12 protein-coding genes and 1 pseudogene are annotated in these 13,100 nt (G+C 67.6%); 2 read left to right on the forward strand and 11 right to left on the reverse strand.

Going from position 1 to position 13,100, the window contains the following annotated elements; translation table 11 throughout:
- The 5 genes from Rhe02_RS48005 to Rhe02_RS48025 all read right to left on the reverse strand — a co-directional run.
- Positions 1 to 848 (reverse strand): hypothetical protein (locus Rhe02_RS48005; protein ID WP_203915281.1); only part of this gene is annotated, 848 nt, incomplete at its 3' end.
- A gap of 29 nt (positions 849 to 877) precedes the next feature.
- Positions 878 to 1,396 carry a hypothetical protein gene (locus tag Rhe02_RS48010; RefSeq protein WP_203915282.1) on the reverse strand — a complete coding sequence of 173 codons (519 nt, stop codon included), beginning with the start codon at positions 1,394 to 1,396 and terminating at the stop codon, positions 878 to 880.
- Between the two features lie 89 nt (positions 1,397 to 1,485).
- The gene (locus Rhe02_RS48015; RefSeq protein ID WP_203915283.1) at positions 1,486 to 3,831 is read right to left on the reverse strand and encodes a sodium-translocating pyrophosphatase; all 2,346 of its coding nucleotides are present in this window, start codon (positions 3,829 to 3,831) and stop codon (positions 1,486 to 1,488) included.
- A gap of 141 nt (positions 3,832 to 3,972) precedes the next feature.
- On the reverse strand, positions 3,973 to 4,374 hold the full coding sequence (locus Rhe02_RS48020) for an ATP-binding protein (protein WP_203915284.1): 402 nt from the start codon (positions 4,372 to 4,374) through the stop codon (positions 3,973 to 3,975).
- Between the two features lie 3 nt (positions 4,375 to 4,377).
- Positions 4,378 to 4,713 carry an STAS domain-containing protein gene (locus Rhe02_RS48025; RefSeq protein WP_203915285.1) on the reverse strand — a complete coding sequence of 112 codons (336 nt, stop codon included), beginning with the start codon at positions 4,711 to 4,713 and terminating at the stop codon, positions 4,378 to 4,380.
- 120 nt (positions 4,714 to 4,833) lie between these two features.
- Between Rhe02_RS48025 and Rhe02_RS48035 the strand changes: the two genes are divergently transcribed.
- Entirely contained in the window at positions 4,834 to 7,479 is a 2,646-nt protein-coding gene (locus Rhe02_RS48035) for a DEAD/DEAH box helicase (RefSeq protein ID WP_239124552.1), read from the forward strand.
- Here the strand turns inward: Rhe02_RS48035 and Rhe02_RS48040 are convergent.
- The 6 genes and pseudogenes from Rhe02_RS48040 to ssd form a co-directional block, all read right to left on the reverse strand.
- The gene (locus tag Rhe02_RS48040; RefSeq protein WP_203915286.1) at positions 7,409 to 7,732 is read right to left on the reverse strand and encodes an Rv3654c family TadE-like protein; all 324 of its coding nucleotides are present in this window, start codon (positions 7,730 to 7,732) and stop codon (positions 7,409 to 7,411) included. The two genes, Rhe02_RS48035 and Rhe02_RS48040, sit on opposite strands and share 71 nt — an antisense overlap.
- Positions 7,729 to 8,010, reverse strand: a complete 282-nt coding sequence (locus Rhe02_RS48045; protein WP_203915287.1) for a hypothetical protein — start codon at positions 8,008 to 8,010, stop codon at positions 7,729 to 7,731. The genes Rhe02_RS48040 and Rhe02_RS48045 overlap by 4 nt, the downstream gene beginning before the upstream one ends.
- The gene (locus Rhe02_RS48050; RefSeq protein WP_239124553.1) at positions 8,007 to 8,159 is read right to left on the reverse strand and encodes a DUF4244 domain-containing protein; all 153 of its coding nucleotides are present in this window, start codon (positions 8,157 to 8,159) and stop codon (positions 8,007 to 8,009) included. The genes Rhe02_RS48045 and Rhe02_RS48050 overlap by 4 nt, the downstream gene beginning before the upstream one ends.
- Positions 8,160 to 8,179: 20 nt before the next feature.
- Positions 8,180 to 8,416 (reverse strand): annotated as a pseudogene (locus tag Rhe02_RS50415) (type II secretion system F family protein); the annotation flags it as partial.
- A gap of 998 nt (positions 8,417 to 9,414) precedes the next feature.
- Complete coding sequence (locus Rhe02_RS48060) at positions 9,415 to 10,419, reverse strand: TadA family conjugal transfer-associated ATPase (RefSeq protein ID WP_203915288.1); 1,005 nt, start codon at positions 10,417 to 10,419, stop codon at positions 9,415 to 9,417.
- Positions 10,416 to 11,477 (reverse strand): septum site-determining protein Ssd, encoded by a 1,062-nt coding sequence (ssd, locus tag Rhe02_RS48065; RefSeq protein WP_203915293.1) that lies wholly within the window; start codon positions 11,475 to 11,477, stop codon positions 10,416 to 10,418. Before ssd ends, Rhe02_RS48060 begins: the two co-directional genes overlap by 4 nt.
- 496 nt (positions 11,478 to 11,973) lie before the next feature.
- Here ssd and Rhe02_RS48070 point away from each other — a divergent pair, with 496 nt between their 5' ends.
- A complete protein-coding gene (locus tag Rhe02_RS48070) occupies positions 11,974 to 12,777 on the forward strand; it encodes an HAD family hydrolase (protein ID WP_203915289.1) in 804 nt (267 codons plus the stop codon).
- Positions 12,778 to 13,100: the final 323 nt, after the last annotated feature.

The following is a 13,100-nucleotide window of genomic DNA, read 5'->3' on the forward strand; positions in this document are numbered from 1 at the left end:
TCCCCATCGCGGGCCACCTCATCGCGCGCAGCCTCATCGCGCTCATCCCCGGCCCGCTCATCCTCAGCCCGCTCATCCTCAGCCGGCGCAAGGTTGGGCGCTGCCTCGGCGGCGGCATCATGCACGGCAAGCTCTTCCCGCACCGAGGTCTCGGCGAGCTGGTCTTCGGCGGTGGTGTCTGCTGATGTTTGCCGGGGGGCGGGGACTGGTGGGTCGAGTGGCCAGAGCTCGGGGGTGGCCCCATCGCCCGCGCGGCGCGGGCGATGGGCCGCTCTGGGAGCGGTGTTCGTAGCCGGAGGCGCTGGGCGACTCGCTATAGGCCAGGCGCCCTGCGGCGCGCGAGCCGGGCTCTCGCCGATCAGGTCTGCCAGCCGACGCCGCTTCGCTTCGCCGACAAGGCGAATCGCCGGTCCTTTCACGACCTCGCCATCCAAGCCCAGCGGGGCCAGGGCCGGGCGGGCGAGAGCGTGATTGTGGCCCAGCCCGAGCAGCACTGCGTGCTCGTCGCCCTCCTCCAGCTGCCCGGAGGCCAGGAACCACAGGCGCAGCCGCGGACCGTCGAGAAAGGACGGCGGCGTCAGCCGCACCAGCGTGCTCGAATAGGAGGTTCTCACCCAGTAGGTGCCGTCTTCGGACGGCTCCCAGCTGATGGCCAGGCCGCGCACGGCAAACTCGGCCGCAAGCGCGTGCACGCGCCAGGCTTGCGAGACGGCAACGGACACCCTCGCCGTTCCGCCCATCCGGCTCACCTGGCCAGGACCGATCAGCAGACCTGCCAGGTCGGCCAGCGTTGGCCTTGCCGAGTCCGCTGAAAAGATCACCAGTTGCCGGTCGAGGGAAACCGTCACGAACTCACTTTAGAACATGTGTCGGGAAATCAGTGACATTCGGGGGCCTCCGCGAACGCGGCTTGAAGCTCGACCGAGCGAAGATTGCTCGTGTCGAGGGCACTCGCGGCGTATTCGGCCTGCAAGGTGACCATCGCGGCGCTCACCCCGTCGTAGAAAGCGGACGGCTCCGCGGTCGGCAGCCCACTGACCGTGTCGCGTGCTTTGCCGTAGGCGTCGCGCACCTTGGTCAGTGATTCCGTCATCCCGGCCGCGATCTTCGCGCCGTCGTCCACTTCGGGGACTCCGGCCGCCTCCACCCCGCTGCGCGCCTTCTCGCTCGCATCACGAGCGCCCTCAAGCATCCGGACCAGATTGTCCTTGGCCTGCTCGGGAGTGGTCGACTGGGGCGTCTGCTGCTGTGCCCGGGAGGTGAGAGTGTTGATCTCTGCGCGCCACGGCGTGAGAGTCGAGCAGACCGACGCGGCCCAGGCTCGCGGCGGCGGACCTCCAGCGCACCCGGCCAGCAATCCCAGCAAGGCAATCGTGATGATTACCGGGCTTCGCATGCAGAGCAGCTTAGGGTGTTTGCGCCGGGCACGGCTACACAAAAGGGCCGCTCACCAGAAGCAAGCGGCCCTTTTGTTATGAAAGCGAATCAGGCGTTGACCTTCTTGCGCTGCGTCGGCGCAGCGTCAGCTTTTCCCGAATCACCATCGCCCATCGCAATGGGCGTGCGCTTGTTGATGACGATGGCCACCACCACGATGAGCGCCGCGGCGACAGCGATCGCGACCCGAGCACCGGTGTTGGCGCTCGTGCCGTAGGTGAGCGCCACGACCGCGGGAGCGATCAGCAGCGACACCAGGTTCATCACCTTGATCAGCGGGTTGATGGCCGGGCCGGCGGTGTCCTTGAACGGGTCACCGACCGTGTCACCGATGACGGTCGCGGCGTGCGCGGGCGAACCCTTGCCACCGTGAGCGCCGTCCTCCACCATCTTCTTCGCGTTGTCCCACGCGCCACCCGAGTTGGCGAGGAAGACCGCCATCAGGGTGCCCGCGCCGATAGCACCGGCCAGGTAGGCCGCGAGCGCACCCGGGCCGAGCCCGAAACCGACCGCGATCGGAGCCAGCACCGCCAGCAGCCCAGGCGTGATCAGCTCACGCTGCGCGTCGCGGGTGCAGATGTCGACAACCTTGCCGTACTCGGGACGCTGCGAACCGTCCATGATGCCCGGCAGCTCGCGGAACTGGCGGCGCACCTCGCGCACGACAGCTCCGGCCGAACGCGACACCGCGTTGATGGCCAGACCCGAGAAGAGGAAGACCACCGAGACACCGATCAGCAGACCCACCAGGTTCGCCGGGTTCGCCACGTTGAGCATCTTGTCGGTGAAGCCCTCGACGGTTTCGCCCGCCTCGAGCAGCGACGCGGCAAGCGTGTCGGTGTAGGAGCCGAACAGCGCGGTGGCGGCCAGTACTGCGGTCGCGATCGCGATGCCCTTGGTGATGGCCTTGGTGGTGTTGCCCACCGCGTCGAGGTCGGTGAGGATCCGCGCGCCGTTCTTGTCGATGTCGCCGGACATCTCAGCGATGCCCTGCGCGTTGTCGGAGATCGGGCCGAAGGTGTCCATGGCGACGATCACGCCGACCGTGGTGAGCAGACCGGTACCGGCCAGAGCCACCGCGAACAGCGAAAGAGTGATCGAACCATTGCCGAGCAGGAACGCACCGTAGACGCCGGCGCCGATGAGCAGCGCGGAGTAGACGGCCGACTCCAGACCGACGCTGATGCCCGCGAGCACCACCGTGGCCGGGCCGGTCTCGGAGGACTTGCCGATGTCCTGAACCGGACGGCGTCGCGTCTCGGTGAAGTAACCGGTGAGCGCCTGGATAGCGGCGGCCAGGACGATACCGATGACGACCGCGCCGATGGCCACCCACTGCGGGTTGCCCTTGAGCTCAGGCCTTCCCAGCTCGGCGAAGGTCGCCGGCAGGTACGTGAAGGAGGCGACCGCCACCACAATCGCGGAGATCGCGGCCGAGGCGTAGAACGCCCGGTTGATCGCAGTCATGCCGCTCTTGTCGGCCTTGCGCAGGCGGGTCATGAAGACACCGGCGATCGCGATGAAGACACCGATCGCGGAGATGATCAGCGGGAAGACGAGGCCCTTCTCGCCGAAAGCGGCCTTGCCGAGGATCAGCGCGGCGACCAGGGTCACCGCGTAGGACTCGAACAGGTCCGCGGCCATGCCGGCACAGTCACCCACGTTGTCGCCCACGTTGTCCGCGATGGTGGCGGCGTTACGCGGGTCGTCCTCGGGGATGTTCTTCTCGACCTTGCCGACAAGGTCGGCGCCAACATCAGCAGCCTTGGTGAAAATGCCGCCACCGACCCGCATGAACATCGCGAGCAGCGCGGCACCGAAGCCGAACCCTTCCAGCACGGTCGGTGCGTCGCCCTTGTAGAGCAGCACCACCAGCGCGGCACCGAACAGGCCGAGGCCCACAGTCAGAAAGCCGACGACACCACCGGTGCGGAAGGCGATGGTCATCGCGGTCTCACGACCGCCGTCCTTGGCCCGGGCGGCGGCGGCCACCCGAAGGTTCGCACGGGTGGCCAGGGCCATGCCCGCACCACCGATGAACGAACTGAACAGCGCGCCGACCACGAAGAAGAGCGAACGGCCGATCCTGACGGCCGTTTCGTTGTCCGTCGCGTGGACCGGCAGTATGTAAAGCAAAATGACCGCGAGGACGACAAAAATGCCCAGGGTCTTGAATTGGCGGAAGAGGTACGCCTGCGCGCCTTCCTGAACAGCGCCTGCGATCTCTTGCATCTTCTTGGTGCCTGTACCGGTTGACAGCACCATTTTCACGAAGGCAGCGGCGAAACCCAATGCCACCAACGCGATCACGGCCGCGACCACCACGAGGGTCACGTTAGAACCAGTAACGGACACCTGGTCGCCAGGTGCGGCGACGAGGTTGATCCGGGACATCCTTGTCCTCCACAAGCAAAGGTTTACGTAGTTGAAACGACCCGTGCACTCTAATCCCCCGACGTGGGCGGGGTCACACCCACCGCCTGCTGTGTCGCGGTGATCTTTGCCGCTGCGCCTGCGGTACCTTGTGCGATACGCTCACCGGCTTCGCCGTTTGACCGGCCACCCCATTCGCACTTCGGTGCCCGGACCTTGGTCGAGCGGGCTCATTCGGAGGTCTTTGACCAGCCCTTGCAGAAGCGCCACGCTCACGTCGACAGTCAGCTGATCTTCACCGTCAAGCTGTGCGACTTCGGCAGCGTGATCGGTCACCTTGACTAGGTAGCGATCCCCGTCGGTGAAGGAAACCTCTACCGCATCGCGAATTCCGAGCCGCTGATGCCGGGCCACCGCGCGCGCGCAAGCCTCGCCGATGGCAAGCCTCACCTCGTCGAGCTGATCATCAGCAACACCGGCCCGCCTGGCGACGGCGACTCCGACTAGCCGGACCGTTCGCACGTGTGCGGGCTCAGGACTGAATTCGAGGCGGACGGTGGCCACTTGCTATGCCGCGGTGGCCGCGTCGATCGAGGGGTACAGCGGCAGCACCTGATCAAGCGCGGTGATCCGAAAGATCTTCAGGAGCGACTCCTTGCCGCACACCACACCGAAGCTAGCGCCCGAAGCGCGCGCTTTGCGCCACGCCCCGACGAGAACACCGAGCCCGGTGGAATCCATGAAATCCACTCTTCCGAGATCGACAACGACGGCGCCGATGCCGCTATCGAGCAGCTCGGCGATGCGTTCTCGCAGCTTGGGCGCGGTGTACACGTCAACCTCGCCACCGACCTCTAGCACGGTGTGCGCGGAAACGACTCTGGTAGCGAGCGAGAGCTCCACGCCGACATCGTAACGGCTGCGCCGCTGCACGGCGCGGCGTGCTTGCCCTCGGACCTCGTCCGGCGGCCAGCTCCCTGAGCTGAGCGGCCGAACGGGCGTTCCAAAGGCTAGCCTGCATGCGTGCATCGGCTCCCGGACTGGCTGCAACGCGATCAGGTCACGCATGTGGAGGTCTTCCCTGCGCGGGCCGGGAGCACCCACGACTGGCCGGCCTGGACCGCACCGGCGCTCATCGATGCTCTCGCGAAGATGGGCATCGACGCGCCTTGGGCGCATCAGACGATCGCGGCGCAGCACGCTCACGAGGGCCGCGACGTGGTCATCGCGACCGGTACCGGCTCGGGCAAGTCGCTCGCTTATCACCTTCCCGCGCTCAGCGCCGTGCTCAGCTCGCCCAAGGCGCGGGTGCTCTACCTGGCCCCGACGAAGGCTCTCGCTATCGACCAGATGCGCTCGCTTCAAGATCTCAATCTTCCCGGCCTCAGAGCTGCCGCCTGCGATGGCGACACCCTGCGTGAGCACCGGGACTGGATTCGTCAGCACGCCAATGTGGTGCTGACCAACCCGGATCTGCTGCACCATTCGCTTTTGCCACAGCACGGCAGATGGTCGGCGCTGTTGCGCCAGCTCCGCTACGTGATCGTCGACGAAAGCCACAGCTATCGGGGTGTCTTCGGGGCGCACGTGGCGCACATTCTTCGCCGGCTGCGCCGGCTCACCGCAGACCGGCCCACCTTCCTCCTCGCGTCGGCGACCTCGGCCGACCCGGCCGCTTCGGCCACCAAACTCGTGGGCCGTCCAGTGATCGCGGTCAGCGAAGACACGGCACCGCGTGGCCAATCCACCTTCGTGCTGTGGGAGCCGCCCTTTCTGCCCGGCCGCGGACCGCTGGAGCCAGCCCGCTCCGTGCCCCCTCAACGCCAATCCGGCAGCGACCAAGCTAACACTGCCAACCACCAGCAAGGCCACCACGCCGACGCCCACCAGCACAGCTACCAGGCCAACGCTCACGGCCATGCTGACAGCCACGCCGACGCTCACAGCCACCACCACGGCCATCACACCAAGGCTCACAGCCACGCCGACGCCCACCAGCACAGCTACCAGGCCGACGCACACAGCCACGCTGACGGCCTCCAGGGCGACGCTGGCGGGCAGCACGGCGACCAGGCCGACGCTGACGGCCACCACGTCGACAGTGATGCGGCTCGGCATCGCGGATTCGGCCAGGATTGGGAGCTCGATGGTGCGCCGGTGCGGCGTTCGGCGCTGCGTGAGACCGGCGATCTGCTGGCCGATGCGGTCAGCCGCGGGATCCGGACGCTTGCGTTCGTCCCGTCGCGTCGGGGGGCGGAGGTGGTGGCGCTGCAGGCCCGCCGTGAGCTGGAGGAGGTGCAGCCCGGGTTGGGCCAGCAGGTGGCCGCTTACCGGGCCGGTTATCTGTCTGAGGAACGCCGCGCACTCGAGCGGGCCTTGACCGTGGGTGAGCTGACCGGACTGGCCACCACCAACGCTCTCGAACTCGGCATCGACGTGACCGGCTTGGATGCTGTCCTGCTGGCTGGCTATCCAGGGACCCGCACCGCCATGTGGCAACGGGCCGGACGCGCCGGCCGGGCCGGGCGAGACGGGATCTGTGTGCTGGTGGCGCGGGACGATCCGCTCGACACCTATCTGGTGCACCATCCCGCCGCGCTCTTCCACACCCCGGTTGAGGCAACGGTTTTCGACCCGGACAACCCCTATGTGCTTGCCCCGCACCTGTGCACCGCAGCGGCCGAGAAGCCGTTGACACTCGCCGACCTGCAGCTCTTCGGCGCGCCCCAGTCGCTGGTCGAGGACCTGGTGGCGCAGGGCGCGCTGCGGCAGCGCCCGACCGGCTGGTACTGGACCCACCCGACCAGACCCGAGATCGACATCCGCGGCACCGGTGGGCAGCCGGTGGCGGTGATCGAGGCCGCGACGGGCCGGCTCATCGGGACAGCCAACGCGGGCTCGGCCCATCACCAGCTCCACCAGGGTGCGGTCTATACCCATCAGGGCCGCACCTATGTCGTCACCCATCTGGATCTGGACGACTCGGTGGCCTTCGTCGAGGCGGACAACCCACCGCACACCACCCATGCCCGGGACACCACGTCGCTGGACGTCTTGACGGTGCGTTCGCGCGTCGAGGTGGGCCCGGTAAGTCTCTTCCTCGGCGACGTGGAGGTGACCAGCCAGGTGGTCTCTTTCCAGAAGCGCCGGATGGACAGCGGCGAGGTGCTTGGCACCTGGCCACTCGATCTTCCGCCCCGAACCCTGCGCACGGTTGCTGTGTGGACCACCCTCGCCGATGAGGCGGTGGCCGAGCTGGAAGACCTGCCCGGCGCGCTTCACGCCGCCGAGCACGCGGCGATCGGCTTGCTGCCGTTGGTGGCCAGTTGCGACCGATGGGACATCGGCGGCCTCTCCATTGCCAGGCACGCGGACACCGACGCGCCCACAATCTTCGTCTATGACGGCCATCCCGGCGGCGCAGGCTTTGCCGAACGCGCCTTCCATATGGCGCAGGCCTGGCTCACCGCCACCCGCGACACGGTCAAGTCTTGCGCCTGCGAACGCGGCTGCCCCAGCTGCGTGCAATCTCCCAAGTGTGGCAACGGAAACAACCCTCTCGACAAGCAGGGTGCGATCGCCGTGCTCACCACGATCCTCAGCCATTTGCCCACACCGGCCCCGCTCGAGCCGCAGCCGACTGCCCCCGAACAGTTGCAGCAACGGTGATTTCGAGTCCGTCGAGGTGACAGGAGGTCATCGTCGCGTTGTTCGCCGCGACGATGACCTCCGCCCGCTCACAGGCCTGCTCCGCGCCCAAGGCCGCACGGGCAGCGCCTGCAAGCGCACCCAGGTCTGCCGCAGCACGAGCCTGGGCCGCGGCGACGACTTCCATGGCGCGCACGGCTACGCCAAGACCTGCCAGAGCGAGGAGCAGGCCGACCGTGGCGACATATATCGAAGCCGCACCGCGATCTTTCATGCCACACCTGGCTCCGTGGCCGCTGTGGCGCTACAGCTGGCTATCCCCCGATCAACGGTTACCACCACCCGGTCGTCGAGCTGTCGCACCGCAGCACCATCCATAGTGGACGGTGTTTGCCCGCGGGCGACCGAAAGCGCGATGTCGCGCGCCATCGAGACGCAGCCGAGTTTCGTGGTGGCCGCAGCGATGGCCAGCACACCCACCATGAGCAACAGAACCAGCGCGGGCAGCGAGACAGCCAACTCGGCCGTCACGCTGCCCCGGTCACGGCTCACCCGAGGGCCCTGAGGACGAGCGCGGTCAGCGCGGCCTGAATGCGTTCACTGGTAAGGATCTTGAACAGGATCCCGGCAAAGGCGACTGCGGCAAGCGTCCCGATCGCGTATTCAGCAGTGTTCATGCCGAGATCTGGAACTGTTTTCATGGCTCCTCCTAGCTTGGTGATCACAACACCTCGCCGAGCACGGCGAGGACCACCGGCACCAGGCCGGCAAGCAGGAATGCGGGCAGGAAACACAAACCCAGCGGCAGCACGAGCCACACCGCGGAGCGTTGCAAGCGCGCCTGAAGCTGATCGCGGCTCTGGGCGCGCAGGTCGTCTGCGCATCTGGTCAGTGAACGCGAAAGAGCCGCTCCACTTTCCGAACTCCGCCGCGCCGCCAGGGCCACCTGGCGCCCAGCATCGAAGCCATCGCGGCGTCTAGCCAGCGGGCGCCACATCGCATCGATGACGCCTCGCCAACGGACAAGCTGTTTGCCCGCCGAACGGCCCTGAGGTGAATTGCCGCGCCAGATCCCGACGCCCGGCTCGGATCGGGGGCGCAGGTCGGCGGCCACCCTGCCCAAGTCGAGACCGACAAGGGGTTGCCAGGCCGCCTCGGCGGGCACGCCAAGCCGCAGCTGATGGCCGACCTGGAGCAGGTGACGTGAGAGCGGGCCAGCCATGACTTCGCCGGTCGCCAAGACTGCTGTGCTCACAGGACTTCCCGCACGTAATGCCGCTGCTATCAGGTCGGCCGCGGCGGCAAGCTCCTCGCAGAGCGACACCTTTATCGACGGGGGAGCCAATCGCTGCAGCCCACGTTTTGGCTTGCGCAGCAACGAGGTTTGGCCAGCGAGACGGTCGGCCCAAGCCAGCCCACCAAGCTGCAGCGCGACCGCAATCGCCACGCAGCCGGTGCCGAACGGGGTGGCCAGCAGCACGCCGAAGGCATCGGCACCGATGGCCTGGCCCATGCCCAGCGCCACCAACGGAAGCACGGCCAGCAGCACCGAGGTGAGCCGGATCCCGGCGACCTGCGCCTGTGCGGCAGCCGAAGCCCGGGAGAGGTCGCGCTGCTGGACTTCCAGGCGTTCCAACAACTCGGCGAGCGGCGCGCCGGTGCGGTCGCTGATCCGCTGCGCGGCCCGCGCCAGCCGTTCCAGCTCGGCATCGGGCAGGACCACTATCCCGGTCTCGCCTCCCGCCCGCAGGTCGGCGGCAACACCGGACAGGATTTGCAGCGACTGCGCCCTGAGCGCCTCCCGTCGCGCCCGCTCCTGCGTGCGCGCATGTGCCAGGTGACCGGCGAAGCCGTAGGCGATGAGGATCAGGCCCGCAGCGGCCGAGCCGGTCGTCAGCGCAACGACGATGGACGCTGCCGCGATGACTGTCAGGCTCCACGACGGAAGGGCCCGGGTCATGGCCTGAACCAGCCCGGGACTGCCACGCCGTGCGCGACGAGGGCTCGGGAAAATTGAGGGGCGGCCAGGCCCACGCCCTCCCGCTGGCTCCAGATCGGACACGTCACCACCACGCCATCTGCGCCTGAGCGGATGAGCGTGCTGACCTCGGCCAGCTCGCGGCCGGCCGGGCCGCGGCGAAGCTGCAGCACCACCTGAAACGCGGCCGCGATCTGTGCACGCAGAGCGGCCAGCGGCACCCCGCCAAGCAGACCGAGGGCTTCCAGGCGGGTGGGCACATCGGCGGAACCGTTGGCATGGATGGTGCTCGCGCCGCCGTCATGGCCAGTGTTGAGCGCGCATAGCAGCTCCGCAAGCTCCGCTCCACGGCACTCTCCCACCACCAGCCGGTCGGGCCGCATCCGCAGTGCCTGCCGGACCAACTCAGACAAGCCGACCGATCCGACACCCTCTACATTGGACAGCCGAGACTGCAGCCCCACCACATGCGGGTGAGCGGGGCTCAGCTCGGCGGCGTCTTCGACAAGCACGATCCGCTCACGCGACGAGACCGCCCCCAGCATCGCGTTGAGCAGGGTGGTTTTTCCAGAGCCGGTGCCGCCTGCGATGAGGAACGAAAGCCGTGCCTCTACGATCGCCGCCAACAGCTCCGCGAGTTGGGCGGAGACCAGCTCTGCCAGCGGTCTGGCGCGCAGGCGGAAGGTACGCACGGACAGGTAGGGACCGGCGGTAGCGATGGGTGGAAGCACCGCGTGCAGGCGCGAACCGTCGCTCAGGCGCGCGTCCACAAACGGCATGCCGTCGTCGAGGCGACGGCCGCAGGCGGCTGCGAGCCGCTGCGCCAACCGGCGCACCTGGTCGCCGGAGGACATGGTGATCGGTGCCCGGACCAAGCCTTGCCCACGGTCGACCCACACCTGCACCCCGTTGACCAGAACATCGGTCACCTGCGGGTCCTGCAGCAGCACACCGAGTTGCCCCGCCCCGGCTACGTCATTCACGCCATCACCTCTTCGATGAGGCGGCGGCAGAATATGGCCAGCGGCCCTTTGGCATTGGCGGCCGGCGGCTCGCCCCGCTCAATCGCCCCGGCGATTCGCGGCTCGGAACGAAGCCGGCCCGCCAGCGGAAGACCCAACGCGCCCGCGATCTCGCTGGCATTGAGCCGGCCCGGCGCCGGACCTCTCACCACCACCGACAGCTCGTAGCGGTGGGCAAGGGCAGCGCCGGCGACCTTCGCCGCCGCGGCGGCTGCCCGCAACTCGGCCGGCACCACCAGCAGCGCCCGGTCGGCGCTGCGCAGCGCACACTCGGCGGCCTCGTCAAACCGGCGCGGCAGGTCGACCACGACGAGATCACGCCCGGCGCGGCCAGCATCAAGCGCGGCCCGCATCACCTCCGCCGGAAGCGAGGGCGCGGGGACACCATCTGCCGGGCGATCCTTGGCCGACTCAGCGCGATCACAGGAGAGCACCACGAGATCGCCACGGCTCGGCAGGGCGGCCACGAGCGCCTGCGAATCAAGCCGGCCGCCCGCCTCGGCCAGCTGAGGCCACCGCAGGCCGTGCTCCTCCTCCCACCCGAAGAGGAGATCAGCACCGCCCCCGAGCGGATCACCATCGACCAGCAGCGTGCGCAGCCCCGACCTGGCGGCCGTGACGCAAAGCCCGGCGGCGAGAACGCTTGCCCCGGCCCCGCCTCGGCCGCCTACGACCGCCATCACCCGGCCGGTGCCCGTGCGCTCTCCCTGCGCGCGTCCAAGCCGCTCCACCAGCCACTTCTCCGCCAACGGCAAGACCGCGACGTGTTCGGCGCCGATGTCGTAGGCACAGTCCCACGCTTCTGAACTGTCGGCATTGGGGGCGACGATGACCACCGAGCGGCGTCGGGGAACGCGGGCTCGCATCCCGAGCGACACCGCGTCGGCGCCCAACAGGACCAGGCAAGCCGAGGTATATCCGCGCCGAGCGGCGAGAACATCCTGCGCCACCTCCAGCTCGACGCCCGCCGCCGCACCGAGCCGCAACATCTCATCAAGCAGGTCGGGATCTGCGGTTATCAGGAGAGGACGGGTGGCCGCGGCACTGGAATGACGCCTCATGACAGGCACTTTGCCGAGCCGACCACTCTCGCTGCACCCTCCACAGTGGACAAGCTGTGGATAACTCAGCGGTTGGGGATAACCCGCCGTGCGTGCACTGGATCTGTTATGTGCCGACGCTGGGATGTGAGCCGAACCGCCCGACACACAGAACGACGGCCCCGCCTACATCAAGGCGGGGCCGTCCAAAGGCTCGGCTCCGGGGGGATGTGAGCCGAACCGCCGTCAGCGGCTGCGGGGGGAGGCTACCGCTGAGGCTTCGAGCGACAGCATGCCTGATTCCGGGCACCGGCGTCGAGAGGGATCATGAAGAACAATCCGCGACACGCCGCAATTTTTTTGCGATCTCATCCTTCGCGGTTGCTGAGTAGCTGCTCAGTAGTAGGGAGTGAGATTCGTCGAATGGGGGACGCTGTACCACAGTATTGGCCCTTGGCGGGCTAGACTCCGCCCCGTGGGGCGCAGTGCCGCGTTTTTCGACCTGGATAAGACCGTGATCGCCACGTCAAGTGCGCTGGCGTTTGGCAGGCCATTCTATCGAGATGGCCTGATCACCAAGCGCGACGTGGTGAAGACCGCCTATGCGCAATTTGTCTTCAAGCGCGCTGGCGCCGACGAGCAAACCATGATCCGGACTAGGGATTACATGGCGGCTTTATGCGAGGGCTGGCGGGTTGACCAGGTCAAACAGATCGTGGCCGAGACCCTTCATGACCTGATCGACCCCTACATCTACGCCGAAGCGGCTGTTCTCATCGAGGAACACCAGGCCGCTGGGCGCGACGTGGTGCTGGTGTCGGCGTCGGGCGAGGAGATGGTGCAGCCCATCGGCGCACTCCTGGGCGTTACCGACGTGATCGCCACCCGGATGAAGTCAGCCGAGGGCCGTTACACGGGCGAGATCGATTTCTACGCAGCCGGCGCGGCGAAGGTCGACGCGGTCCGCAAGCTCGCCGCCGAACGCGGCTACGACCTTGCCGACTGCTACGCCTACTCGGATTCGGTCTCCGACGTCCCGCTGCTGGCGGCCGTAGGCCACCCCAGTGCAGTCAACCCCGACAAGGGGATGCGTCGCGAAGCTGTCGAGCAGGGTTGGCAGATCCTGGAGTTCCGTCATCCGATCCCGCTCGGCAAGCGCCTTCGCAATCGGCCGGCCGTCCCCGTCGCGGCCGCCGCGATCAGTCTCGGGGTCGGGGTGGCGATAGGTGTCGCGTGGTACGGCCGCAGGCGCAAACGAGCCCGCAGCGCCACCGCGTAGAGCATTACCCGCAGGTAGGACACATCGACCCCATCAGTCACACAATCCGGGTGAGGGCTGGCGATCATCCGTAAACGGGCGTAGAAAGGGATTACGGAAGTCGTCTACATAGATTCAAAACGCACCAGGTAGACCCACTTCTCGGCACGGCCACCGGGCCACCCACGCGCGAATCCAGCCGTCGCGAAGGCAGGTCACGGCAGGTGCAAGCAGCCTGACCGAGGACATAAGACGAGGTGCACGCTTGGTAACCGGCAAGGACGTGCGTGATGGCGCCGCGAGATTGCGGCGCCATCCTTAATTTTGGCGCTGTAATTCTGGCG

The organism is Rhizocola hellebori, assembly GCF_016862955.1.
Classification (GTDB): domain Bacteria; phylum Actinomycetota; class Actinomycetes; order Mycobacteriales; family Micromonosporaceae; genus Rhizocola; species Rhizocola hellebori.

Coding starts and splice junctions, on each gene's coding strand:
- Rhe02_RS48015 (WP_203915283.1), bottom strand. CDS start 3,831: ATGTCCCGGATCAACCTCGTCGCCGCACCTGGCGACCAGGTGTCCGTT.
- Rhe02_RS48040 (WP_203915286.1), bottom strand. CDS start 7,732: ATGAAAGATCGCGGTGCGGCTTCGATATATGTCGCCACGGTCGGCCTG.
- Rhe02_RS48050 (WP_239124553.1), bottom strand. CDS start 8,159: ATGAAAACAGTTCCAGATCTCGGCATGAACACTGCTGAATACGCGATC.
- Rhe02_RS48010 (WP_203915282.1), bottom strand. CDS start 1,396: ATGCGAAGCCCGGTAATCATCACGATTGCCTTGCTGGGATTGCTGGCC.